Source organism: Bacillus sp. DX4.1 (assembly GCF_030348195.1).
In the GTDB taxonomy this organism is placed as follows: domain Bacteria; phylum Bacillota; class Bacilli; order Bacillales; family Bacillaceae_G; genus Bacillus_A.
Window position 1 is genome coordinate 3,398,764 of the sequence record NZ_JAUCFT010000008.1, and the last position, 24,841, is coordinate 3,423,604.

25 protein-coding genes are annotated in these 24,841 nt (G+C 38.4%); 1 reads left to right on the forward strand and 24 read right to left on the reverse strand.

The features are described from left to right. Positions 1-45: 45 nt before the first annotated feature. The 24 genes from dprA to QUF99_RS20295 all read right to left on the reverse strand — a co-directional run bounded on the left by dprA (position 46) and on the right by QUF99_RS20295 (position 24,230). A complete protein-coding gene (gene dprA / locus QUF99_RS20180) occupies positions 46-915 on the reverse strand; it encodes a DNA-processing protein DprA (protein WP_289372308.1) in 870 nt (289 codons plus the stop codon). Positions 916-1,003: 88 nt separating this feature from the next. Then, positions 1,004-1,906, reverse strand: coding sequence for a succinate--CoA ligase subunit alpha (gene sucD / locus QUF99_RS20185; RefSeq protein ID WP_289372309.1), 903 nt, complete (start codon positions 1,904-1,906; stop codon positions 1,004-1,006). Positions 1,907-1,925: 19 nt separating this feature from the next. Next, positions 1,926-3,086 carry an ADP-forming succinate--CoA ligase subunit beta gene (gene sucC, locus QUF99_RS20190; protein ID WP_286121537.1) on the reverse strand — a complete coding sequence of 387 codons (1,161 nt, stop codon included), beginning with the start codon at positions 3,084-3,086 and terminating at the stop codon, positions 1,926-1,928. Positions 3,087-3,279: 193 nt separating this feature from the next. Continuing rightward, positions 3,280-4,053 (reverse strand): ribonuclease HII, encoded by a 774-nt coding sequence (locus QUF99_RS20195; protein ID WP_289372312.1) that lies wholly within the window; start codon positions 4,051-4,053, stop codon positions 3,280-3,282. A gap of 220 nt (positions 4,054-4,273) precedes the next feature. Continuing rightward, positions 4,274-5,137 carry a ribosome biogenesis GTPase YlqF gene (gene ylqF / locus QUF99_RS20200; protein ID WP_289372314.1) on the reverse strand — a complete coding sequence of 288 codons (864 nt, stop codon included), beginning with the start codon at positions 5,135-5,137 and terminating at the stop codon, positions 4,274-4,276. 21 nt (positions 5,138-5,158) lie between these two features. Beyond that, positions 5,159-5,710: a signal peptidase I gene (lepB, locus tag QUF99_RS20205; protein ID WP_289372315.1), complete on the reverse strand. Its 552-nt coding sequence runs from the start codon at positions 5,708-5,710 to the stop codon at positions 5,159-5,161. Between the two features lie 101 nt (positions 5,711-5,811). Beyond that, entirely contained in the window at positions 5,812-6,156 is a 345-nt protein-coding gene (gene rplS / locus QUF99_RS20210) for a 50S ribosomal protein L19 (protein WP_002014524.1), read from the reverse strand. A gap of 147 nt (positions 6,157-6,303) precedes the next feature. Continuing rightward, a complete protein-coding gene (gene trmD, locus QUF99_RS20215; protein WP_289372318.1) occupies positions 6,304-7,038 on the reverse strand; it encodes a tRNA (guanosine(37)-N1)-methyltransferase TrmD in 735 nt (244 codons plus the stop codon). Further along, positions 7,038-7,553, reverse strand: a complete 516-nt coding sequence (gene rimM / locus QUF99_RS20220; protein ID WP_289372320.1) for a ribosome maturation factor RimM — start codon at positions 7,551-7,553, stop codon at positions 7,038-7,040. Before rimM ends, trmD begins: the two co-directional genes overlap by 1 nt. A 120-nt stretch (positions 7,554-7,673) precedes the next feature. After that, positions 7,674-7,901: a KH domain-containing protein gene (locus QUF99_RS20225; protein WP_286121544.1), complete on the reverse strand. Its 228-nt coding sequence runs from the start codon at positions 7,899-7,901 to the stop codon at positions 7,674-7,676. Positions 7,902-7,915: 14 nt separating this feature from the next. Continuing rightward, positions 7,916-8,188: a 30S ribosomal protein S16 gene (gene rpsP / locus QUF99_RS20230; protein WP_289372321.1), complete on the reverse strand. Its 273-nt coding sequence runs from the start codon at positions 8,186-8,188 to the stop codon at positions 7,916-7,918. Between the two features lie 101 nt (positions 8,189-8,289). Next, a complete protein-coding gene (gene ffh, locus QUF99_RS20235) occupies positions 8,290-9,639 on the reverse strand; it encodes a signal recognition particle protein (RefSeq protein ID WP_289372323.1) in 1,350 nt (449 codons plus the stop codon). Positions 9,640-9,651: 12 nt separating this feature from the next. Beyond that, positions 9,652-9,984, reverse strand: coding sequence for a putative DNA-binding protein (locus QUF99_RS20240; RefSeq protein WP_286121547.1), 333 nt, complete (start codon positions 9,982-9,984; stop codon positions 9,652-9,654). A 287-nt stretch (positions 9,985-10,271) separates the two neighbouring features. Beyond that, positions 10,272-11,261 carry a signal recognition particle-docking protein FtsY gene (gene ftsY / locus QUF99_RS20245; protein WP_289372325.1) on the reverse strand — a complete coding sequence of 330 codons (990 nt, stop codon included), beginning with the start codon at positions 11,259-11,261 and terminating at the stop codon, positions 10,272-10,274. Between the two features lie 14 nt (positions 11,262-11,275). Next, positions 11,276-14,845: a chromosome segregation protein SMC gene (gene smc, locus QUF99_RS20250; RefSeq protein WP_289372327.1), complete on the reverse strand. Its 3,570-nt coding sequence runs from the start codon at positions 14,843-14,845 to the stop codon at positions 11,276-11,278. A 281-nt stretch (positions 14,846-15,126) separates the two neighbouring features. Continuing rightward, complete coding sequence (gene rncS, locus QUF99_RS20255; RefSeq protein ID WP_286121550.1) at positions 15,127-15,864, reverse strand: ribonuclease III; 738 nt, start codon at positions 15,862-15,864, stop codon at positions 15,127-15,129. A gap of 59 nt (positions 15,865-15,923) precedes the next feature. Next, positions 15,924-16,157, reverse strand: coding sequence for an acyl carrier protein (gene acpP, locus QUF99_RS20260; protein WP_286121551.1), 234 nt, complete (start codon positions 16,155-16,157; stop codon positions 15,924-15,926). An 82-nt stretch (positions 16,158-16,239) separates the two neighbouring features. Next, a complete protein-coding gene (gene fabG / locus QUF99_RS20265; protein WP_289372330.1) occupies positions 16,240-16,980 on the reverse strand; it encodes a 3-oxoacyl-[acyl-carrier-protein] reductase in 741 nt (246 codons plus the stop codon). Then, complete coding sequence (fabD, locus tag QUF99_RS20270) at positions 16,974-17,924, reverse strand: ACP S-malonyltransferase (protein ID WP_289372332.1); 951 nt, start codon at positions 17,922-17,924, stop codon at positions 16,974-16,976. Before fabD ends, fabG begins: the two co-directional genes overlap by 7 nt. Positions 17,925-17,938: 14 nt before the next feature. Continuing rightward, positions 17,939-18,931 (reverse strand): phosphate acyltransferase PlsX, encoded by a 993-nt coding sequence (plsX, locus tag QUF99_RS20275; RefSeq protein ID WP_289372333.1) that lies wholly within the window; start codon positions 18,929-18,931, stop codon positions 17,939-17,941. Beyond that, complete coding sequence (gene fapR / locus QUF99_RS20280; protein WP_289372334.1) at positions 18,928-19,521, reverse strand: transcription factor FapR; 594 nt, start codon at positions 19,519-19,521, stop codon at positions 18,928-18,930. Before fapR ends, plsX begins: the two co-directional genes overlap by 4 nt. Positions 19,522-19,610: 89 nt before the next feature. After that, on the reverse strand, positions 19,611-21,659 hold the full coding sequence (recG, locus tag QUF99_RS20285; RefSeq protein ID WP_289372336.1) for an ATP-dependent DNA helicase RecG: 2,049 nt from the start codon (positions 21,657-21,659) through the stop codon (positions 19,611-19,613). 509 nt (positions 21,660-22,168) lie between these two features. After that, positions 22,169-23,845: a DAK2 domain-containing protein gene (locus QUF99_RS20290; protein WP_289372338.1), complete on the reverse strand. Its 1,677-nt coding sequence runs from the start codon at positions 23,843-23,845 to the stop codon at positions 22,169-22,171. A 22-nt stretch (positions 23,846-23,867) separates the two neighbouring features. Continuing rightward, a complete protein-coding gene (locus QUF99_RS20295; protein ID WP_070144601.1) occupies positions 23,868-24,230 on the reverse strand; it encodes an Asp23/Gls24 family envelope stress response protein in 363 nt (120 codons plus the stop codon). Between the two features lie 377 nt (positions 24,231-24,607). Here QUF99_RS20295 and rpmB point away from each other — a divergent pair, with 377 nt between their 5' ends. Then, positions 24,608-24,796: a 50S ribosomal protein L28 gene (rpmB, locus tag QUF99_RS20300; protein WP_286121558.1), complete on the forward strand. Its 189-nt coding sequence runs from the start codon at positions 24,608-24,610 to the stop codon at positions 24,794-24,796. Positions 24,797-24,841 lie beyond the last annotated feature (45 nt).

Below are 24,841 nucleotides of genomic sequence, written 5' to 3' on the forward strand. Positions count from 1 at the left end.
TACCATTTGTCAATAATTGTTTAATAAAAACATAAAAATATAAGGTTAATTTAGAAATTCTTCTAGAATATCCTCTGCTTTTTGAACAAGTTTTGCTCCTTGCTGAATGAGCTGATTCGTTCCCGCTGCACCCTCTGCATAAATAGGACCAGGAACAGCAAACACCTCTCTATTTTGTTCTAAAGCGAGGTCAGCAGTAATGAGTGAGCCGCTCCGCGCTTTCGCTTCCACAACTAATACACCTTTACTAAGACCGCTTATAATTCGATTTCGTTTTGGGAAATACCATTTTCGCGGAGGATAATGGGGTGGATATTCTGTTAATAGGAGCATGTGTTCTTTCCACGTTTCATAAAGCAGGTGATTTTCCTTCGGATACATATACTGCAGTCCATGTCCTAACACAGCAATAGTCGGACTCTGCTGCTGGACTGTAATTTCATGAGCAAACGTATCAATTCCACTTGCAAATCCGCTAACAATCATCCATTTTTTGCATAAAAGCGGTTGTAAAATAGATTGTATGCTATCTTTCCCATACAAAGACGGATTTCTTGTTCCAACAACTGCAATTTTATTATCTTTTGCTAATAGTTCCCTCTTTCCTCTTCCATATAAAACATACGGTGGATCTGAAATTTCACGTAGTAATGGTGGGTAATCTTCATCCCATATCGTGACATAGAAAATGTGATTTTTTTCTAAATGGCGTATACAAGTGGCAGGAGTTGATGTTTGCAAGAAAGAAGTAAGTTCAGAGGATTTTTCCGAAGATAGTCCCGCATACTTTTTAAATTGAGCGGAGCTAAACGTATAGATACGATTTATATCTGGATCTATTTTTAATATTTGATTTAACGCTTTCCAATGATCCGCCAACATATAATGAAGATGAAGTAATCTCTCATTTTTCACATTCATTCTCCTTACCCATAATTTTTATTATGTTAACAGTAAAATGTGTAAAAAGACACCCTCTAAACGAAGGTGCCTTTCAAAAAGATTAGTAGTTTTTACAAGTTTCAAATAATCCCTTTTCTTTTAAAACAGAGATTAATGTTTCACCCATAACAGCTGGTGTTTCAGCAACTTTAATACCACAAGATTCCATTGTTTTAATCTTTTCAGCAGCTGTACCTTTACCACCAGAAATGATTGCACCAGCATGGCCCATACGTTTGCCTGCAGGCGCTGTTTGGCCACCGATAAAGCCAACAACAGGCTTCGTCATATTTGCTTGTACCCACTCAGCAGCTTCTTCTTCTGCCGTTCCGCCGATTTCACCAATCATAATAACAGCATGTGTTTCTTCATCTTCATTAAATGCTTTTAAAGCATCAATAAAGTCTGTACCATTCACAGGGTCACCACCGATACCAACTGCAGTTGATTGACCGATACCCTCTTGTGTTAATTGATGTACAGCTTCATATGTTAACGTACCAGATCTAGATACGATACCCACATGACCTTTTTTATGAATATATCCTGGCATAATACCAATCTTACATTCATCTGGCGTAATAACACCTGGACAGTTTGGTCCCAGAAGACGTGTATTTTTACCTTCCATGTATTTCTTCACTTTTACCATATCTAATACAGGAATACCTTCTGTAATACATACTACTAAGTCAATCTCTGCATCGACAGCTTCCATAATTGCATCTGCCGCAAAAGCGGGTGGAACATACACAACAGAAGCGTTTGCACCTGTTGCTTTTACAGCGTCTTCTACTGTATTAAATACTGGTACACCTTCAATGTCAGTACCACCTTTACCAGGCGTTACACCACCGACAATTTTCGTACCATATTCAAGCATCTGTTTTGTATGGAATACACCTTGAGAACCTGTAATACCTTGTACAATAACTTTTGTATCTTTATTAACTAATACGCTCATTTTTCTCCCCCGCTTTCTATTAGCCCACTAGTGAAACAATTTTTTGTGCACCGTCCGCCATAGATTCTGCTGCAACAATATTTAGACCAGATTCATTTAAAATTTTCTTCCCTAACTCTACATTCGTACCTTCTAGACGAACAACAAGTGGTAGTTCAAGACCGACTTGTTTTGTCGCTTCGATAACACCTTCTGCAATTACATCACATTTCATAATGCCACCGAAAATGTTAACAAAAATACCTTTTACATTTTTGTCAGAAAGAATAATTTTGAAAGCTTCTGTAACTTTTTCAGCTGTAGCACCGCCACCAACATCTAAGAAGTTAGCTGGATCTCCGCTATAATGTTTAATAATGTCCATCGTTGCCATCGCTAAGCCGGCACCATTTACCATACAACCAATATTTCCATCTAAAGGAATATAGTTTAGGTCATATTTAGAAGCTTCAATTTCTTTTGGATCTTCTTCATCAAGATCACGAAGTTCTAAAATATCTTTATGGCGGTATAACGCATTAGAATCGAAGTTTAATTTTGCATCTAACGCCATAACTTTCCCATCACCTGTTGTTACAAGTGGGTTAATTTCTGCGATAGAACAGTCTTTTTCAATAAATGCACGGTATAAGCCCATCATAAACTTCACAGCTTGGCCTACAAGCTTGTTTGGAATGTTGATGTTAAACGCAATACGGCGTGCTTGGAATCCTTGCAGACCTACTGCAGGATCGATATATTCTTTAAAGATTTTTTCTGGTGTTTTTTCTGCTACTTCTTCAATTTCTGTTCCGCCTTCTTCAGACGCCATTAAAACAACTTGAGAAGTTGCACGGTCTAAAACAAGACCAACATAATATTCTTTTTTAATATCGCATCCTTCTTCGATAAGTAAGCGTTTTACTTCTTTACCTTCAGGACCCGTTTGATGCGTAACAAGTGTAGTACCTAATATACTTTCCGCATATGTACGAACTTCTTCTACATTTTTCGCAACTTTTACACCGCCAGCTTTGCCGCGTCCGCCAGCGTGAATTTGTGCTTTTACTACACATACACTCGTTCCTAGTTCTTTCGCTGCTTCTACAGCTTCTTCTACTGTAAAGGCAACCTTCCCGTTCGGAACGCTAACCCCATAGCTTCTAAGGACTGCCTTACCTTGATACTCATGGATATTCATGGTCCCATCCTCCCCTATTTTCCTGTTTTACTCGAAAAGTTTTTTAATGTTTAAAAAACACTACATTGCCATTGTATAAAATGATTGGCACGCTGTCTACAATAAAGTGTCAGAAAACTGAAATCGCTTTATTCTTTTTTGAAAATAGTAATGTTAGTATACAAAAATAAAGAATAAGCTATGGATTCACAGCTTATTCTTTATTCGTATCTTTAATTGGAGCAAATGTTTTTCTATGTTCCTCTAACACACCGTGTGTTTCAATTGCTTGTAGATGCTGCTTCGTTCCATAACCCATATGTTGCTCGAATCCATACTGCGGATATTGTTTCCCGAGCTCCTTCATCATGCGATCACGTGTTACTTTTGCAATCACAGATGCAGCTGAAATAGAAATACTTTTCGCATCTCCCTTAATAATAGACGTTTGCGAAATTTGCGTGGGAAGTTTCATTGCATCAATGAGCAAATGTTCTGGTGTACATGATAAGTTTGCAACGGCATCTAACATCGCTCGTTTCGTTGCTTGATAAATATTTATCTCATCGATTACCTGAGGTGGTATAATTCCGATTCCAATCGCTAGTGCATGTTCTTGAATCCCCTCATAAAACCGGTCACGCTTCGCTTCACTCAGCTTTTTAGAGTCATTTAACCCTGGCATATAGAAATCCTCTGGAAGCATGACAGCAGCTGCAACAACAGGACCTGCTAATGGTCCTCTTCCTACTTCATCAATTCCAGCAATATACGATATTCCCTTTTTACGTAACGCCTGTTCAAACTTAGACATCACTATAAATTGTTCTCTTTCTTTTTCCGTATGTTCTTTTTGCTTACGCCATTTCACAATCTGTTTTTGAACGCCTTTTCGCTCATCCTTTACTAACAGTTGAAAACGTTCATCTGCTTCTGCTGTAATTTCTTGCAATAAACATTCTACTTCTTGAATCGTTAGCTTTTGCATTTTGTGTGTCCTCCTGTAAAGTGCGCTCCAACAGCGAATGATACATCTACTATTTCTCTATAAAGTGAAACTTCTATTAATCAAGGTCTTCTCTCTCGTCGATAGACAACTGGATTCTTACGGTGAATGTACCCGCTTCCTCTCATTTTTAAAGCAATGGTTACCGTTAAAGCGTAATCAAAAATAACGCAAAAAAGAAAAGACGTACAAACGCACGTCTTTATACCTCTTCTACAAATTCTTCTGGTGTTTCAAATGTCATTTTCCCAAGTTTACCACCGCGAAGTTCACGTAGAATAAGTTCTGATGTCTTATCATAATCAATCATTCCGCCGCCCATTAAGCAACCTCTGTTTTTTCCAACCGCATCAAATAGTTCCACAATATCTTCTGGAATTTCATTTAATTTATAACGCTCTTTTAAACGTTCTGGATAATACTTCTCCATAAAGCGCAGTGCGTACACAGCTACATCTTGTAAATTTAAAATAGAATCTTTAATCGCACCAGTTGTCGCAAGGCGAAGTCCAACCATTTCGTCTTCAAATTTCGGCCATAAAATACCTGGCGTATCTAACAATTCCATTTCTTTACCTACTTTAATCCATTGCTGAGCTGTTGTAACACCTGGACGATCGCCAGTTTTTGCAATATTTTTCTTCGCTAATTTATTAATTAACGTAGATTTTCCGACATTCGGAATTCCAACGATTAAAGCACGAATTGCTCTTGGTCTAATCCCTTTTGCGATCATTTTATCAAATTTTTCTTTCACAAGTAATTTACATGCTGCTGTAATTTCTTTCATACCTTGTCCAGCTTGCGCATTAATCGAAATTGCTTTATGACCTTTTTCTTCAAAATAAGTGATCCATTGCTTTGTTACACGATCATCTGCCATGTCTGCTTTATTTAAAACAACTAATCTTGGCTTATGCGTAATAATTTCATCAATCATCGGATTTCGGGAAGATAAAGGTAATCGAGCATCTACGAGTTCAATAACAACGTCAATTAACTTTAACTTCTCTGTTACTTGACGTCTCGCTTTTGCCATATGTCCTGGAAACCATTGAATTACCATGTTGCCACCTTCTTTTTTCGTTTATTTCACAATACGTGCATCTTTTAATGGCCAATATAACATATTTGCTTCTCCAATTACTTGGTCGATTGAGATTGTCCCAATTGTACGACTATCTTTACTAAAACGACGATTATCGCCTAATACAAATAATTGACCTTTTGGAACAGTTGTTTTACCTGTAATTTCTTCAAGCTTAAAATCATATGTAAGAGGTCCATCAGCAAGCTGTTTTTTCTGTTTCTCTAAATACGGCTCCTCGTAAGGTTTTCCGTTAATATAGAGCTTATCATTACGATATTCAATGCGATCACCTGGCAAACCGATAACACGTTTAATATAATCTTTGTCTTCCGTTGCTTGGAACACAATAATATCAAAGTGCTTTGGCTCTCCAATGTGATAGCCAATTTTATTTACAATCATTCGATCACGGTCATGAAGTGTCGGTGACATCGATACACCATCTACAAGAATTGGTGCAAAGAAAAACTGTCTAATCACAACCGCTAACACAACAGCGATTAAAATCGCTTTTATCCATTCCCAAAGTGAGCTCTTTTCTGTCTTCATGCATTTCCCCTCCACAGTTATGTAAGCTGCCCGTATTATATCAAAAATCCATATAGATTGGAAAAAGGGAGCTTGTGCAATTACAAGCTCCCATACATGTCTTATCGAATTTCTTTAATACGCGCTTTTTTACCGCGAAGGTTACGTAAGTAGTATAACTTAGCACGACGTACTTTACCACGGCGAAGTACTTCGATGTTCGCGATTCTTGGTGTGTGAACTGGGAATGTACGTTCAACACCTACGCCGTAAGAAATCTTACGAACTGTGAACGTTTCACTGATTCCGCCACCACGACGTTTAATTACAACACCTTCAAAAAGCTGAATTCTCTCACGAGTACCCTCTACTACTTTTACGTGTACACGTAAAGTATCACCAGGACGGAATGAAGGTAGGTCAGTTTTCAATTGGCCTTTTGTAATTTCTGTGATTAATTGTTGCATATTCAATTCTCTCCTTTAAACAGATGCTCTTGCAAAGTCTATACTAAATTACAGCGGAACATCGTTAATACGGCTACTTCTTTGAGTAGCACAAATGTTATAATAGCATATTGCTAGTTCTGTTGCAATAGCAAATATATGAAGTCGTTACTTATCTGTTTTGATTTCCTTAAGCCATTTTTCTTCTTGTTTCGATAGAGGACGTTCTTCCAATAAGTCCGGTCTACGTGTATACGTACGACGCAGTGACTCTTTATGCCGCCATTCGTCGATATGTTTATGATTTCCAGACATAAGCACATCTGGCACCTTCATGCCACGAAAATCAGCAGGACGCGTATAGTGCGGATGTTCTAACAAGCCTGTACTAAAAGAATCTTCCACTTGGGAATGCTGATTTCCCAGTACGTCCGGCAAAAGACGCACCACGCTATCCGTAATGACCATAGACGCTAACTCTCCACCCGTTAACACATAGTCCCCAATGGAGATTTCATCTGTTACAAGATGCTCACGAATCCGTTCATCATATCCTTCATAGTGACCACACACAAAGATAACATGTTCTTCTTGTGCTAATTCTTCGGCTTTTTTCTGCGTAAAGCGCTCACCTTGCGGACACATTAACACAACCCTTGGTTTACGTTCCGTTTCCTTTGTTAAATGCTCTACTGCATCAAAGATAGGTTGCGGAGTCAAAACCATTCCAGCCCCGCCCCCATATGGATAATCATCAACACTATTATGTTTACTTGTCGTGTAATCACGAAAATTCACAACTCGAAGCTCCACCGCTTCTTTTTCTTGTGCTTTTTTTAAAATAGAAGACCCGAACACACCAGTGAACATTTCTGGAAACAATGTTAAAATATCAATTTTCATTATAGCAATCCTTCCATTACATGAATGGTTACTAATTTATTTTCAATATTTACTTGCAGTACAACATCGTCAATATACGGAATTAAAAGTTCTTGTCCTTTTGGACGCTTAATCACCCATACATCATTTGCACCAGGAGATAAAATCTCTTTTATTTCCCCTAATGTTTCTCCATCTTCTGTTACAACAGTACAGCCAATAATCTCATGGTAATAGTATTCACCTTCAGCTAATTCACCAAGTTGATCTTCAGGTACCTTTAATAGGGAGCCTTTAAATTGTTCCACTTCATTTACATTGTTATAACCTTCAAACGTTAATAGATCAAATGTCTTGTGCTGACGATGAGAAGTTATTTTTACAGGAAGTGGTTCCGTTCCTTTATCATTCCATATGTACAACACATTTCCTACTTTATAGCGTTCTTCTGGAAAATCCGTACGAGAAATGACGCGTATTTCTCCTCTAACTCCATGAGTATTTACAATTTTCCCTACATTAAACCATTTTGTCATAAACAGCATGTCACCCCTGTTTTCTATATAAGTTAAGCATCTCCATTCCATATATGGAACATGCAATTTCTCTTGAAATGTTAAAAAAGGGAGAGGAACAGATCCTCGCCCTTTTTACATTTATTGAATTTCCAGTGTAACTTTTTCATGATTATGATGTCCCACTGAATACAAGAGCATTCGAATTGCTTTTGCAACTCGCCCTTGCTTTCCAATGACCTTGCCCACATCCTCAGGATGTACGGTTAATCGATACTTCATCTCTCCGCTGCACAGTTCCTGTGTAACCTTTACATCTTCAGGATGATCGACAAGAGGCTTGACAATCGTTTCGATTAACCTGTTCATAGCCATTGTCTCAATTACTTACCTTGTTTAGATAAGTGGAATTTCTCCATGATACCTTGGTTAGAGAAAAGATTACGAACTGTATCAGATGGTTTCGCACCGTTTCCTAACCATTTTAATGCTGCTTCTTCGTTGATTTTCACTTCAGCTGGTTGAGCAACCGGATTGTAAGTACCGATTTCCTCGATGAAGCGTCCGTCACGAGGAGAACGAGAATCTGCAACAACTAGACGATAGAAAGGAGATTTTTTAGCTCCCATACGTTTTAAACGAATTTTAACTGCCATTTATAAAGCACCTCCGAATTTATTTCACACAGATAATTATATTAGCAAAAAGACTAATGCTTTGTAAAGTATTTTTTCTTAACAGAGCCATCTTTTTTTCCTTACATAAATGGAAACTTCAATCCACCTAGTCCTTTTTTCTTACCTTTTTGCATGCCTGTCATCGTCTTCATCATTTTTTTCATATCTTCAAACTGCTTTAATAGACGATTGATTTCTTGTACCGTTGTACCGCTACCTTTGGCAATGCGTTTTTTACGACTAGCATTGATCATTTCCGGTTGTTCCCGCTCTACTTTTGTCATAGAGCGTATAATTGCCTCAATATGCCCAATTTGTTTTTCATCAACTTGCGCATTTTTTAGCCCTTTAATTTTATTTGCACCAGGAAGCATTCCAAGCAATTCATCAAGCGGTCCAAGTTGACGCACTTGTCCAAGTTGCTCTAAGAAATCATCTAGCGTAAACGAAAGCGTACGCATTTTCTGCTCAAGCTCTTTTGCTTTTTCTTCATCAACTGTAGCTTGCGCTTTTTCAATTAACGTTAAAACATCGCCCATCCCTAAAATACGGGATGCCATGCGCTCAGGATGAAAGGCTTCTATTGCGTCTAATTTTTCACCCATACCAGCAAATTTAATTGGTGTATTTGTAACAGCTTTAATAGATAATGCCGCACCACCGCGCGTATCACCATCTAACTTCGTTAAAACAACACCCGTTAAACCTAACTGTTCATGGAAACTTTGCGCAACATTTACCGCATCTTGCCCTGTCATCGCATCGACAACAAGGAAGATTTCATCTGGCTTAGCAATTTCTTTCACTTGCGCTAATTCACCCATTAGTTCCTCATCGATATGCAGACGACCTGCTGTATCAATTAAAACATAATCATGATGATCTTCTTTCGCTTTCGCAATCGCTTGTTTCGCAATCTCAACTGGACTTACTTGATCTCCTAATGAGAAAACAGGCATGTCCAATTGCTTCCCTAATGTCTCAAGCTGTTTAATAGCTGCTGGACGATAAATATCAGCTGCAACAAGCATCGGCTTACGATTATGCTTTTTACGAAGCAAATTCGCAAGTTTTCCTGTTGTTGTCGTTTTACCTGCCCCTTGCAATCCAACCATCATAATAACAGTTGGTGGTTTCGTGGAAACAGCAATTTTACTTTGTTCCCCGCCCATTAATTGTGTAAGTTCTTCCTGTACAACTTTGATAACTTGTTGTCCAGGTGTCAAGCTTTTCATTACATCTTGTCCGACAGCACGCTCAGACACACGCTTTACAAAATCTTTTACTACTTTAAAGTTAACGTCTGCTTCTAAAAGAGCAAGACGAACTTCTCTCATCATTTCTTTTACATCGGCTTCGGATACTTTCCCTTTGCCGCGGATTTTTTGCATTGTCTGTTGAAGTCGGTCGGCTAATCCTTCAAATGCCATATTGCCGCCCTCCTAATCTAATTTTTCGATAGCTTCAACAACTTGTTTCATTTCTTCATTTACATGCTCTTCTTCGCTGAGTAGCTGTTTTAGCTTTGCAACAAGTCGCTGTCGCTCTTGAAACTTTTGAAGTAATACTAATTTGTCTTCATATTCTTCAAGCATCGCTTCAGTCCGTTTAATGTTATCATACACGGCTTGGCGGCTTACATCAAATTCTTCTGCAATTTCACCAAGAGATAAATCATCCAAATAGTAAAGCGACATATAACTTCTTTGTTTTGGCGTTAACAACGATTGATAAAAATCAAATAAATAATTCATTCTCGTTGTTTTCTCGAGCATGTTGGATCATCCTTTGTTAAGTGATTTCCCTTTACATGCATTAGTTTACATGGAGTAGAAAAGGGTGTCAAGTTTTTTTCTTAACATCGTATAAAATTTTATCCCGCATTAACGGGCAGTAATACCCCCACCTCAAGATTCTAAGGAAGCCAAGGAAGATAGGCGGGAGATAAACTGCCCGTAAAAGCCCGATTGGTGAGGGCTAATAATCAGTGGGAAATGAAGAAAACTCCCACTGATTAAAGTTTCACTTTATAAAAAAGAAGCGGTTACGCCGCTTCTTCCTCTTATGCTTCTTCTGTTTCTACGAGATTTGCAAACAAACCGTAGACATATTGTTCCGGATCAAATTGCTGTAAGTCGTCCATTTGCTCTCCAAGACCAACAAACTTCACGGGTACATTCATCTCATTACGAATCGCTAATACGATACCACCTTTAGCGGTTCCATCTAATTTCGTTAAGACAATACCTGTAACATTTGTCGCCTCACGGAATGTTTTCGCTTGGCTTAAACCATTTTGTCCTGTCGTTGCATCAATTACGAGCAATACTTCATGAGGAGCACCTGGAATTTCACGCTCAATCACGCGTTTTACCTTTTCCAGCTCTTTCATTAAGTTCACTTTATTTTGCAAACGACCTGCTGTATCACATAATAACACATCTACTTTACGTGCTTTTGCCGCTTGAACTGCATCGTACATAACAGCCGCTGGATCAGAACCTGATCCTTGTTTAATGACTTCAACACCTACACGGTCACCCCATACTTCTAACTGCTCGATCGCTCCTGCACGGAACGTATCTCCTGCTGCTAACAATACAGACTTGCCTTCCGATTTAAATTTATGAGCCATTTTTCCAATTGTTGTTGTTTTCCCAACACCATTAACCCCAACAAATAAAATAACCGTTAATTGATCTTGTTGCACATTTATTTCATTACTAAAGTCAGTATCACCTTTATAAATGCCCACTAACTTTTCAGAAATGACTGCTTGTACTTCTTTCGGATCTTGAATGTTTCGGCGCTGCACTTCTTCCTTCAGCTGCTCGATGAGTTCCATCACTGTCCCAACACCAACATCTGCACCAATTAAAATTTCTTCTAGTTCTTCAAAGAAATCTTCATCAATTTTGCGGTAGCGATACACTAAATCATTTACTTTTTCCGCAAACGAATTTCTCGTTTTTTCTAGTCCATGTTTAAATTTCTCTGTTACTGTATCCGTTTGTTTCGAAATCTTTTCTTTCAGTTTTTTTAAAAAGCTCATTCTTCCCATCCTTCCTATTTATTCGTAACAACCTCTTCTTCGTCAGCTAAACGCACAGAAACAAGCTTAGAAACACCAGACTCTTGCATCGTTACCCCATATAGTACATCAGATTCTTCCATCGTACCTTTTCGGTGTGTAATGACAATAAACTGTGTTTCATCACTAAACTTTTTCAAATACTGTGCAAAACGAGCTACGTTCGCCTCATCAAGAGCCGCCTCAACCTCATCTAGCACGCAGAACGGAACAGGTCGTACTTTTAAAATACCAAATAACAAAGCAATCGCTGTCAAAGCGCGTTCTCCACCTGAAAGCAAACCTAAATTTTGTAATTTCTTACCAGGTGGTTGCGCTACAATATCAATGCCAGTATTTAATAAATCTTGTGGGTTTGTCATCACTAAATCAGCTCTGCCACCACCAAATAATTCACAGAAGACCGCTTGAAACTCTGTACGAATCGCTTGGAATGTAGTAGAAAAACGTTTTTTCATCTCTTCATCCATCTCAGTAATGACTTGATGCAACGTTGACTTCGCTTCTTCTAAGTCATCCCGTTGCTCCAGTAAGAACGTATGGCGCTCTGCTACACGCTCATACTCATCAATCGCTCCAAGATTTACCGTGCCTAGCTCTTCGATTGATAGCTTGATTAATTTTACTTTTTTACGTGCATCTTCTGCAGGCATCGTCATTGTGTATTTCAGTTTTGCTGCTTCAAATGAAATGGTATACGTTTCACGTAAATGTTGCAATCTATTTTCTAATTCAACATCAAGACGATTGATTTTCACTTCTTGATTTTTTAAAACCTCGAGTATATATTTATGTTGCCCTTTTGTCTCTTTTACTTCGCGATCTAAATGCTCTACTCGTTCTTGCAGCGTAAGGCGTTGCTCACGACGAGAACTGATTAATTCCGATGTCTGATTCCGATCATGCGCTTTCTTTTGAATCATATTCGTAATTTGTTCTTCACCGCTTGAATTTGATGTCATCTCTTGTTTTAAGAACGCTAAATCCTCTTTCGTTTTCACAAGTGTCCGCTCTGCTTCCTCTTGCTCTTTCGTCAGACGATCTACTTTCTCTTTTTGATTAGACAAACGTTGTTGTTGCTCTGCCGCTTGTACTTTCAACTCCGTCATTTCCGTCTGCACTTTTTCTTTCGAAGAATGCTGTTCACTCTTCTGTTTCGTTAAAGCAGCGATTTTTTCATCAAGCTGTGTAATTTCTTCTTGAAGACCCGATAAAATTTTTCCCAGCTCTTGCTTTCGCCCTTGCATTTTGACTTGATCCTGTAAAAATCCTTCTATTTCTAAATCATAGATAGATAAGCGATCATTTATACGGTGTTCTTCTAATTTTAGTTGATTTACTTCTTCTTTTAATTTTTGTTCATCTACACGCTCTTCTTCTACATTGTGACGCAATTCTTTCACTTTCAATTCTTTTTCTTGAATTTCCTGTTTTAATGCTTTCACATAGTTTTCTAGCTTAGACGTCTTTTCTTCCATGTCAGTAAGCTTCTTACTCCACTCTTCTAATTCACGCTGACGTCCTAATAAAGAAGATTTAGCTTGTTTTACAGCTCCACCGGTCATAGAGCCACCCGGATTTACAACATCACCTTCCAACGTTACAATGCGGTAGCGATATTGCAATTGCTTCGCTAATTCATTCGCCCCTCTTAAATCCTTCGCAACAACTACTGTTCCTAATAAATTCGAAACAATATTTTCATATTTTTTGTTGTAATGTACAAGCTCTGCTGCAACTCCAATAAATGATGGATGTTGGTTTACAGTGCGTTGCTGATCAAAAGATAACGATCTACCTTTTATAACCGCTTGCGGTAAAAATGTCGCACGACCATGCCTGTTTTGTTTCAAAAAGGCAATCGCTTGACGAGCATGCTCTTCTGTTTGTACAACAACATGTTGCATCGCTGCACCGAGTGCAATCTCCATTGCCACTTCATATTCTTTCGGCACAGTAAGAAGCTCAGCTACCGCACCTTCAATTCCATGAAGCCGACCATCACGTGCCTTTAATACTTCCCTTACACCTTGATAGAATCCTGAATAGTCTTCTTGCATCTCTTCTAGCATTTCTTTTCGGGAACGAGCCTGCTGAACAAATTGATACGCTTGGTACAATTTCGTTTCATTTTCACTATATTGCGCTTTGCATTTCCCAAGCGTATCTTCCGTCTTTTGTATGTTTGTAATGGTGTTTGCAATTTTCTCTTTTACTTGTTCATAATTCTCTACAAGCTTTGCTTTTTTTGTTGAAATTTGCATACGCATCTGTACATACTTTGCATTTTCTTCATCAAGACGTTGATTTTTAGAATTTTGTTGCTGGAATTGTTCCTCTAACATAGACAGTTCATTACGATAACTTGCTTGTCGATTTAAAAGCTCAATATAATCACCTTTTAAATGTTCAATTTGTTCTTCCAAATCTTCTGCATATGCAGAAAGAAGCTTCTCGTTGTCTTGTAGTTTCTGTTCTAACTCTTTTACTCGGCTCGCAAATTTCATTAGTTCTTCTGTGCTTGCCTCAATATCCCCATCGTACGTTCCAACTTTTCCTGTTAACTCACGAATAGATTGCTCAAGCTGTTCGCAATGCGAAGTTGCATTTTGCTTTCGCTCCTTTAACAACTCACGCTGCCCTTCTAATTTCTCTAACTCTTTACTAGAAAGAAGAAGAACCTCTTGCAACGAATCCACTGATTCATCGATTGCTTGCAGTTGACCACGCAATTCTTCTAACTCTACTTCACTTTTTTGTAAGTGCGTTGACATTTTGACTTCTTCATCTTTATTATGTCCAAACTGTTTGCGAAGTGTTTCCCATTTTTCATGTAATTCTTCAATTTCATATACAATGAGAGCCGCTTCTACTTTTTCTAACTCTTCTTTTTTCTCAAGATAATCCTTCGCAATCGATGCCTGTCTTTCAAGTGGCTCCACTTGACTACTTAATTCGTGAATAATATCTTGCACACGATTTAAATTTTCTTGCGTTTCCGCTAATTTTCCTTCGGCTTTCTTTTTACGGAGTTTATATTTTAACACCCCTGCCGCTTCTTCAAATACGCCACGACGCTCTTCTGATTTACTGCTTAAAATCTCTTCAACTTTCCCTTGGCTAATAATTGAGAAAGCTTCCCGTCCCATACCAGAGTCCATAAATAAATCAATAATATCTTTTAAACGACAAGACTGTTTATTAATACGAAAATCACTATCTCCTGAACGAGAGACACGGCGCGTGATACTCACTTCGTTATATTCAATTGGCAAACGCTGATCTTCGTTATTTAAGGTTAATGTTACTTCTGCAACATTAACCGCTTTACGCGTATCACTTCCAGCAAAAATTACATCCTCCATTTTTGCTCCGCGTAATGATTTTACAGATTGTTCACCAAGCACCCAACGAATCGCATCCGTAATATTACTCTTTCCACTTCCGTTTGGACCAACTACAGATGTTACACCTGGAACAAAGTCAACGGATACACGCTCTGCAAAAGATTTAAATCCTACTATTTCTAATCTCTTTAAAAACACGAAAGGCCTTCCCCCTTTTCTCGGTTGTCATAGACGATATCTTTCCATGTGTCCCAAAAAACAACCTAAAATACGGATCTATATTTATCTTTTATATACAAGTAAGAATGAGCTCTTCTTTTTTTAATAAAGTGAAACTTTAATCAGTGGGGGTTTTCTTCATCCCTCATTGATTATTAGCCCTTACCAATCGGGGTTTTACTACCCGCGAATAGCGGGATAAAGTTTCATTCTATACATAAGGAATCCCCCTCATTTAAAGGGGGATTCCTTATGCTTCTTTATAATTGTTCTTTTAATGTTTTCAATGCTTCTGCAGCAGCTTGCTGTTCTGCTTCTTTTTTAGACTTACCGCTTCCAAGACCTAAAGCCACGCTATTTAACGTTACACGTGACACAAATTCTCGATTGTGCGCTGGTCCTTTTTCTTGCAGAATTTGATATTCAATGTTACCGCTACCATCACGCTGAATTAATTCTTGCAGTTGACTCTTATAATCCATCACATGAGAAAAAGCACCTTCATTAATTTTTGGATATACAATTTCTTTTAAGAATTCCCAAACTGTATCCAATCCTTGATCAAGATAAAGGGCACCAATAAACGCTTCAAAGACATCCGCTAATAAAGCTGGTCGTTCACGTCCACCCGTCATTTCTTCCCCTTTTCCTAATAGAACGAGGTTACCAAATGACATTTCATTAGCAAAACGGACAAGAGATGGTTCACACACAACAGCTGCACGCAGCTTAGTTAATTCCCCTTCGCTCATTGTCGGATATTTTTGAAACAAATACTGCGATACAGTTAGTTCTAATACAGCGTCTCCAAGAAATTCAAGACGTTCATTGTCTTCATGTGGCTTTTTTCGATGCTCATTCACATACGATGAATGCGTAAATGCTTGAATCAATAATTTTTCATCCGTAAACGTAATACCTATTTTTTGTTGAAACGTTTTAAAAGCTTCACGATATTTTGTTTCATATTTTTTTTCTTTATATTTTCGGTACGGCATAGGTCCCTCCAGATATAAGCCGAGAAAGCCCCGCTATAAAACGGGACTTCACTCAAACATTATAGATGACTCTCTATGTAAGTCACTGCATCGCCAACAGTAGCAATCTTTTCAGCATCTTCATCAGAAATTTCCATTTCAAACTCATCTTCTAATTGCATAACAAGTTCTACTACATCTAGGGAGTCTGCACCTAAATCTTCTTTAAAGCTAGCAGCTTGTACTACTTCTGTTTCGTCTACTCCAAGACGATCTACGATGATTTTTGTTACACGCTCTAAAACATCTGCCATTTTCCATTCACCTCCCCTCAATATTATATTAAATATTGTACAAAAAAACTAGGCAAAATCAATTCTTTCCTCGTTTCTTTTGTTACATTACCATACCGCCATCGACATGTAGCGTCTGTCCCGTAATATATTTACTGTGATCAGCAGCAAAAAATGTTACAGCATTCGCGATATCTTGCGCTTCTCCAAACTTCGCAGCAGGAATTATTTTCAACATTTCTTCTTTCAAGTTTTCAGCTAATACCTCTGTCATATCTGTGGCGATAAACCCAGGTGCAATGGCATTTACTGTTATATTACGGCTAGCCAATTCTTTTGCAGACGTCTTTGTTAACCCTATAACCCCAGCTTTCGCTGCCACGTAATTTGCTTGTCCTGGATTTCCTGTAACCCCAACAACAGAAGCAATATTAATAATACGACCGTGACGCTGACGCATCATATAACGCGATACTGCTTTCGTACATAAGAAAACACCTTTTAAGTTTGTATCAATAACTGTATCCCATTCTTCTTCTTTCATACGCATCAATAAATTATCTCGCGTTACACCTGCATTATTTACAAGAATATCGACTTGTCCAAAAGTATCTACAGTTTGTTTCACCATATTTGTAACTTCTTCAGAATTTGCAACATTTGCTTGTACTGCAATTGCTGAAGAACCAAGATTTTTAATTTCATCCACAACTTCGTTTGCTTTTTGTTCATTTCCAGCATAGTTAACTACAACTGTTGCACCTTGCTTTGCTAAATCGATAGCAATTGCACGGCCAATCCCGCGTGATGCACCTGTTACTAATGCAACTTTCCCTTTTAACATCCGCTTTCTCCTCTCAAACTTGAAATGGTCTCTTTCAACGTCTCCTCATCATATATCGCATATACCTTTGCAGAAGGAGCAATTGATTTCATAAGGCCAGCAAGAACTTTCCCAGGTCCAATTTCAATAAATGTGTCCACACCATGTTCCACCATACGTTCAATTGACGGGTACCATAAAACAGGTGAATAGAGCTGTTCAATTAGCTTTTCTTGAATTTCTTCTTTACGAGTGATGCAATCTGCCGAAACGTTTGCAACAACCGGGACTTTTGCATCTTGAATTGCAATTTCATTTAAGACACTTTGAAATTTCTCAGCTGCCGGCTTCATTAATGATGAATGAAACGGACCGCTAACACGAAGCGGAATCGCACGTTTCGCACCGTTTTCTTTTGCCTTTTGCGAAGCTAGTTCTACACCTTGCTTCGTCCCAGAAATTACAATTTGTTTTGTACTATTCATATTCGCAATTTGCACAGCATAACCTTCTTTTGTAACTTCTTCTGTTACTTCCTTAAGCATTGCTGGATCTGCTCCTAAAATAGCGGCCATTGCACCTTCTCCGTTTGGAACAGCCTCTCCCATATACTCGCCTCGTTTTCTTACAGCGTATACACCATCTTCAAATGACAATGCTCCTGCTGCAACGAGTGCGCTGTACTCACCTAAACTATGTCCTGCCACATAATCAGGCGTAATGTCATATTGTTTTAAAGCTGTTAAAATAGCAATGCTCGTTGTTAATAACGCCGGCTGTGCATTTGTCGTTGCTGTCAACTTCTCCTGAGGCCCTTCAAAAATTAATGATGAAAGAGACTCATGTAAAATTTCATCTGCTTTCTGAAATACTTTCGCAACCTCTTTATCATTTCCCGCTAATTGTTGTCCCATTCCAACTATTTGTGAACCTTGACCTGGAAAAAGAAATGCTAGTTTTCCCATTTCAAACCCTCCTCTTATTGAAGTGGCTCTTTCTCCATTACGTTTGAAATCATAGGAATTACTTCTTTCGCTACCATCTCTCTCGTTTGACGAATCGCACTAAAAATCGATTGATCATTGGAAGAACCATGAGCCTTAATGACAGGTGCTTTTAATCCAAACAATGCCGCACCGCCATACTCCGAATAATCCATTTTATCTTTCAATACCATAAGCTTCGGTTTTAAAACCGCCGCTGCTAATTTACTTGTAAACGAACTCATTAATTGTTCTTTTAACATAGAGAATAACGCAAGCGCTGTTCCTTCAAGTGATTTTAACGCTACATTTCCTGTAAATCCATCACATACAACTACATCTGCCACACCTTGTAATAAGTCCCTTGACTCAACGTTCCCAACGAAGTTAATTGGGGCATCTTTCAGCATTGCAAATACTTGTTTTGTAAGTTCATTTCCTTTTCCATCTTCTGTCCCAACATTTAAAAGACCAACGCGTGGATTATCAATTCCTCTTACCTTTTCGGCATATACAGAACCCATGACAGCATATTGATATAAATGAATTGGTTTGGCATCAACATTTGCTCCAACATCTAACATAACAAACCCTTTGCCATCAATTGTCGGCATTGTAGGTGACAATGCTGGGCGTTCAATCCCTTCCATACGTCCTACAACAAACAATCCAGCTGCCATAAGAGCTCCTGTATTTCCTGCCGAAATACAAGCATCAGCCGCTTCTTCTTTTACTTGCTGCGCTGCAAGCACCATCGAAGCTTTCTTTTTGCGACGAACCGCTCTTACAGGCTCATCTGTTCCTTCAATGATTTCATCCGTATGAAGCACTGTAATGCGTTCTTCGTTCGTTAAATATTTACGAATCTCATCTTCTTTTCCTACCAATGTAATATGTAAATCTGAATACTGACTAATTGCTTTCATTGCTCCTAATACGACTGCTTTTGGAGCATGATCTCCGCCCATTGCATCTATTGCGATTTTCATAAATTATTACCTTCCTCACTATAATTACTAGATCGATACATTTCAAAAGTGCCTGAAAAAACAAGTTCTTCTCCAACAAAACTGTGCACTTTGATAACCGTCCAACCTTTATCATTCTCAACATCTTCAACGCGTGCTTTTGCGACAATGCGCTCTCCCAATTTTACAGGACGAATATATCGAATGGTAGACTTTGCAGTTAAAGCGAGTTCTTCGTCAATAACCGCAACAGCTAGTGAGTTTGCTTGGGCGAACAAATGATGCCCACGTGCAATTTGATTTCGTTTAAACACATGCTCCACCTTTACTTCAAAGATGGAAATTGCGTGTCTATCTAATTCTATATCAATAATTTCTCCAACTACCTCTTCTAGAGGCAAGGATTTTACATCTTCTTCATGTTGTTTCGTCGCCACATGCTTAATTCGCTCTCTTAATTCAGGAATAGATAATTCCATGCGATCAAGGCGAACTGTTTGTATGCTCACTTGAAACTGCTCTGCTAATTCTTCATCCGTGACAAACGGATTCGTTTCTATCGTTTGTTGTAATAACATTTGTCTTTCTTTTTTACTTTTTCTCTTTTTCATACCGCACCATCCATTTTTATGACTAGGTACTAACAGTAGTATATAATCATTAAAAGTAGAATGCAACAAAAATTTTATGCATTCTACTTTTAATCGAGCTTCTCTCCTTGGAACACACCTGTTCCCTCTAGATAAACACGCAAAGCAGCATATTGTTCATTATGCCAAAATGCTTCTGAATCAACGAGCAAAGCTGCATCTTGCCTTGCCGTTTCTAACGCTCGATAATCATGTACCATATCAGCTACCTTGAATTCTGGTAGACCGCTTTGTTTAATTCCAAAAAAATCTCCAGGACCTCGTAACTCTAAATCTTTCTCCGATAATACAAATCCATCATTCGTTTCTGTCATAATACGCATGCGTTCTTTCCCAGTTTCCGATTTTGGATCTGCAATTAAAAGACAATAAGACTGTTCATTTCCACGCCCAACACGCCCTCTAAGCTGATGAAGCTGAGATAAACCAAAACGCTCTGCATCATAAATGACCATAACCGTTGCATTTGGCACGTTAACACCAACTTCAACTACCGTTGTCGAAACAAGGATTTGTACTTCATTTTCACTAAACTGCCCCATCACATCTTCTTTTTCCTTTGAAGATAGGCGCCCGTGCATTAACCCTACTTGAAACTTCCCTCGATAATGATGCATAAGCATACTGTGCAAATCAATTGCATTTTGCACATCCAATTTCTCAGATTCTTCAATTAGTGGACAAATAACGTAAGCTTGCCTTCCCTTCTTCACTTCTTTTTCAACAAAGCCAAGAACACGATCTAACATGTCGTGTTTCGCCCAATATGTTTCAATTACTTTACGGCCAGCTGGCATCTCATCAATAATCGAAACATCCATTTCTCCAAAAGCAGTAATTGCCAGCGTTCTAGGGATTGGAGTTGCCGTCATAAATAACACATCTGGACTTTCTCCTTTTTCCCGCAAGACGCGGCGCTGCGCCACTCCAAAACGGTGCTGTTCATCCGTAATAACAAGTCCTAGCCTGTGAAAAACGACCTCATCTTGAATTAAGGCATGCGTTCCAACAAGAATATCTATTTCTCCCTGCTCGAGTTTCGCTAAAATTTCACGACGATGCACTCCTTTTACTGAACTTGTTAATAATTCAACACTCATACCAAAATGAGAAAACGTATCTGCTAACGATTGATAATGTTGCTCTGCTAAAATTTCTGTAGGAACCATTAGCGCCCCCTGGTAATGCGCTAACTTCGCCGCATAAAGAGCAATAGCAGCTACTACTGTTTTCCCAGACCCTACATCTCCTTGCAGCAATCGATTCATTCGATATGGAGACTGTAAATCTTTCATAACCTCAGAAACAACGCGGCGCTGAGCACCAGTTAGTGGAAACGGAAGTGCCTCGATAAACTCTTCTAATTTTTCGGTAGAAATTGTTTTTTCCGTTCCTTTCGAACTCTCTCTTTCTATTTTACGAAGAGCTTGCATCTTAAGTTGGAATAAGAAAAACTCTTCATATACAAAACGGCGACGTGCTTGCTTCAAGTCTTCTTGTCCAACAGGAAAATGCAGCCCCCGAAGCGCCTCATAACGTGGTAATAATTTATAACGCCCTAGCAAACCCTCCGGTAATACTTCTGTTATAGTAGAACCATATTCTTTTAGTGCTTGTGCGATAAAACGGCGTATTTGCTTCACTGTTAATTTTCCTTTTACAGAATACACCGGTTCTACTTCTTGCTGTCGTACCACTGGACCAAAGTGCAGCTCAGATACAGAAATGGTTTGACGATGTTGATCCCACTTACCAGTAATCGTTACCGTCTCTTCCAGGTTTAATTTTTGCTTATAATACGGCCTATTAAAGCAAACAGCCGTAATTAAATAACGTCCGACAAGAACACGAACTGTGAGACGCGATTTTTTCTTTCCGTAATATTGCAATAAGGGAGCACTATGCACCTTTCCTTCTACTGTCACTCGTTCATCGTGCTTTACTTCTGCTAAATCCTTCATCGCATAGTCTTCATAACGGTACGGAAAATGCTCTAATAAATGGGAAACTGTATAAATCCCCATCTCATGTAATAATTCAGATGTCTCTTCCCCGATTCCCTTTACATCCGTCACAGGAACTTGCACAACTTCATTCAAGATTTTCACGCTCCGTCACATCATTTTCTTATTGTCACTATATCGCTACTTTCTATACTTATATTCATAGCAATTACACACAACTTATAATTGCTCTCTTCTACCATTTCTATTTTATCATAGGCATTCTAAGCGAAACTACTCTCATATACTCTTCACGCTATCCGTCGTATGTAACATTTTTTCTGATACTTCCAAACACCTATTTACAACATATTTGAAAATCAGCAAACTGAATAAGGGACAACTATGAGTATGAACCAATTCATTCAGCGAGGTCTCATAAAGTGAAACTTTCATCAGCGTCGTTACCTTCCAAACTTTCCACGAGCGATATACAAAACGAAGAAATATATACGAAAGAAAAGAGCCTCACTATAACAGCAAGGCTCTTCTTTATCATCATTATGCTAGCCTTTTGAAGAAGAGCCACTGACAACATCCCGTCGCTAGCCCTCACTCATTAGCAGATAAACAGCTCATTCCTCAACAAAAACAAGAATTTCAGCTTATTCTACAGAGAAGATGAAAGAATATACAGGTTGATTTCCTTGGTGAACTTCTACCTCTACATCTTCGAATTTTTCTTCTACAAATGCAGCTAATACAGCAACTTCTTCATCAGTTGCATCTTCACCTTGTAGAATCGTTAAAATCTCAGAATCTTCATCCAACATACTTACTAGCAATTGCTCAGCTGCAGCTACTTTGTCTCCATTTGTAGAGACAATTTTGCCGTCTGCAATGCACATGAAGTCATTCTTTTGAATTGCTACACCGTCAATTTCTGTATCGCGAACTGCATATGTAATTTGACCCGTTTTCACATGAGCAAGTGCTTCTTTCATGCTTTCTTCGTTCTCTTCTAACGTTCCTGCAGGATTAAACGCTAGCATAGCAGCCATCCCTTGCGGAACAGTTTTAGAACGAACAACGATAACATCTTGATCAACGACAGACGCAGCTTGTTCTGCTGCCATCACGATATTCCCGTTATTTGGTAAAATAATGATTTTTTCAGCGTTAGCTTCTTCAATTGCCTTTACGATATCCTCCGTACTTGGATTCATCGTTTGGCCACCTTCAATCACTTGTGTCGCGCCGATGCTCTCGAATAGGTTTTTAATACCCGATCCCATCGCTACCGTTACAATGCCGTACTCTTGTTTCTCTTTAGGTTGTTTTATTTCCTTATGCATTGGTGCCGGCTCATCCAATAAAGCAGTATGCTGCTCACGCATATTTTCTACCTTGATTTTAATTAAACTACCGTAACGTTGCCCGTAGTTCATCGCATCTCCAGGATGTTCTACATGAATATGAACTTTTACAACTTCCTCATCTGATACAACAAGTAACGAATCACCATATGCACTAATATCTTCGCGGAATTTTTGCTCAGAGAAATTATGTTCTTTCATTTTTTCCGGCTCCAATTTCACCATAAATTCAGTACAATATCCGTATGTAATATCCTCTGTACTCAATTGACTTTGTACACTACGGTGATGCTCTGCGCGTACCATTTCATTCATAGATGGTTGTGCTGGTGCATCAGAAGAAATTGTTTCTCCTTTTAAGTCAGCTAAAAAGCCCTCATATACTACAACAAGGCCTTTACCACCGCTATCTACAACACCAACTTGTTTTAATACAGGTAATAGATCTGGTGTACGATTTAACGATGCATTTGCTTCTTTCACAACATCTTCCATAAACAAAACAAAGTCGCGCTGTTTTTTCGCAACTGTGACTGCATGTTTACTCGTTTCTCTTGCAACTGTTAAAATCGTTCCCTCAATCGGTTTCATAACCGCTTTATATGCCGTTTCTACACCAGCTTCTAAAGCTGCTGCAAAATCAGCTGTTGTTAACTCTTCTTTTTGTTCAATTGATTTAGAAAAGCCACGGAACAACTGAGATAAAATAACACCCGAGTTACCACGTGCTCCCATTAATAATCCTTTTGCTAAACTTACTCCGACTTTACCAGCGTGTTGTGACGGTTTCTCTTTCACTTCGCGCGCACCTGAAGTCATTGATAAGTTCATATTTGTACCGGTATCGCCATCTGGAACTGGAAAAACGTTTAAAGCATCAACAAGCTGAACATTGTTTGTTAAATTATTCGCTCCTTGTATGATCATTTGTGACAAACGTTTTCCATCAATTTTTTGAATTGACACAGTTCTTCCTCCTTAATGCACATTACAAGTTTATTACTTTAACTCCTTGGACATAGATATTCACAGAATCTACTGCTAGTCCTACCGTTTGATCTAGTGTATATTTCACTTTCGTTTGAACGTTGTGTGCTACCTCTGAAATTTTTGTACCATAGCTCACGATAATATACATATCAATATGTACTTCATCTTCATCTTTACGAACGATAACGCCTCTAGTGAAGTTTTCTTTTCGTAAAATATCTGTTAATCCATCTTTTAATTGGTTTTTTGAAGCCATACCAACGATACCGTAGCAATCTACCGCGGCACCTCCAGCAATTGTTGCAATTACCTCTGTACTAATATCAATTTGACCGTACTTTGTTTTAATTTCAATTGACATCTCGTTTCCCCCTTCAGAAATGGTGAAAGTGAGCTAGACTACTTTAGTTACTATCATATAATCTTTTCAAAGAAAATTCCATCGTTCTTTCTTTTCGCTCTCACATTTATACAATAAAGTAGCACTTTTTATGATGAGCACAATAGTCCATTGTTATTATACAACATGTATCACTATAATATGTCAAGTGATTTTTCTTGATTTTTACTTTTCTTTCCTTTCATATAGTGTCAAGTAATTTTTCTTGATTTCTTTTTTGTACACTGTTGCATTCTTTTTTTAGTTGTGTTAAATTATAGTAGTGTTTTTAGCATCGCATAAAAGACTAACATTGAAAAAAATACGTATGTTACGGTAGTTAAGGGAGGGAAATATAGATGGCTCGTGTTTGTGCTATTACTGGAAGAAAATCTCGTTCTGGGAACTCACGTTCTCACGCAATGAACAAAACAAAACGTAAATGGGGCGCTAACCTTCAAAAAGTTCGCGTACGCATCGACGGTAAAGTTCAACGTGTTTACGTTTCTGCTAGAGCGTTAAAATCTGGTAAAATTGAACGTGTTTAATAATAAAAAAAAGAGCCTATAGGCTCTTTTTTTATTATCTCCATG

Excerpts from the sequence above, each read along its gene's own strand:
- QUF99_RS20295 (WP_070144601.1), bottom strand. The coding sequence starts at position 24,230 with ATGTCAATTGAAATTAAAACAAAGTACGGTCAAATTGATATTAGTACA.
- fabG (WP_289372330.1), bottom strand. The coding sequence starts at position 16,980 with ATGTTAAAAGGGAAAGTTGCATTAGTAACAGGTGCATCACGCGGGATT.
- sucC (WP_286121537.1), bottom strand. The coding sequence starts at position 3,086 with ATGAATATCCATGAGTATCAAGGTAAGGCAGTCCTTAGAAGCTATGGG.
- sucD (WP_289372309.1), bottom strand. The coding sequence starts at position 1,906 with ATGAGCGTATTAGTTAATAAAGATACAAAAGTTATTGTACAAGGTATT.
- ylqF (WP_289372314.1), bottom strand. The coding sequence starts at position 5,137 with ATGGTAATTCAATGGTTTCCAGGACATATGGCAAAAGCGAGACGTCAA.
- fapR (WP_289372334.1), bottom strand. The coding sequence starts at position 19,521 with ATGAAAAAGAGAAAAAGTAAAAAAGAAAGACAAATGTTATTACAACAA.
- trmD (WP_289372318.1), bottom strand. The coding sequence starts at position 7,038 with ATGAAAATTGATATTTTAACATTGTTTCCAGAAATGTTCACTGGTGTG.
- plsX (WP_289372333.1), bottom strand. The coding sequence starts at position 18,931 with ATGAAAATCGCAATAGATGCAATGGGCGGAGATCATGCTCCAAAAGCA.
- ftsY (WP_289372325.1), bottom strand. The coding sequence starts at position 11,261 with ATGAGCTTTTTAAAAAAACTGAAAGAAAAGATTTCGAAACAAACGGAT.
- rpsP (WP_289372321.1), bottom strand. The coding sequence starts at position 8,188 with ATGGCAGTTAAAATTCGTTTAAAACGTATGGGAGCTAAAAAATCTCCT.
- QUF99_RS20195 (WP_289372312.1), bottom strand. The coding sequence starts at position 4,053 with ATGCAAAAGCTAACGATTCAAGAAGTAGAATGTTTATTGCAAGAAATT.
- rpmB (WP_286121558.1), top strand. The coding sequence starts at position 24,608 with ATGGCTCGTGTTTGTGCTATTACTGGAAGAAAATCTCGTTCTGGGAAC.
- acpP (WP_286121551.1), bottom strand. The coding sequence starts at position 16,157 with ATGGCAGATGTTTTAGAGCGTGTAACAAAAATCATCGTAGATCGTCTT.
- rplS (WP_002014524.1), bottom strand. The coding sequence starts at position 6,156 with ATGCAACAATTAATCACAGAAATTACAAAAGGCCAATTGAAAACTGAC.
- QUF99_RS20240 (WP_286121547.1), bottom strand. The coding sequence starts at position 9,984 with ATGCTCGAGAAAACAACGAGAATGAATTATTTATTTGATTTTTATCAA.
- rncS (WP_286121550.1), bottom strand. The coding sequence starts at position 15,864 with ATGCCGTACCGAAAATATAAAGAAAAAAAATATGAAACAAAATATCGT.
- ffh (WP_289372323.1), bottom strand. The coding sequence starts at position 9,639 with ATGGCATTTGAAGGATTAGCCGACCGACTTCAACAGACAATGCAAAAA.
- QUF99_RS20225 (WP_286121544.1), bottom strand. The coding sequence starts at position 7,901 with ATGAACAGGTTAATCGAAACGATTGTCAAGCCTCTTGTCGATCATCCT.
- fabD (WP_289372332.1), bottom strand. The coding sequence starts at position 17,924 with ATGGGAAAACTAGCATTTCTTTTTCCAGGTCAAGGTTCACAAATAGTT.
- lepB (WP_289372315.1), bottom strand. The coding sequence starts at position 5,710 with ATGAAGACAGAAAAGAGCTCACTTTGGGAATGGATAAAAGCGATTTTA.
- rimM (WP_289372320.1), bottom strand. The coding sequence starts at position 7,553 with ATGACAAAATGGTTTAATGTAGGGAAAATTGTAAATACTCATGGAGTT.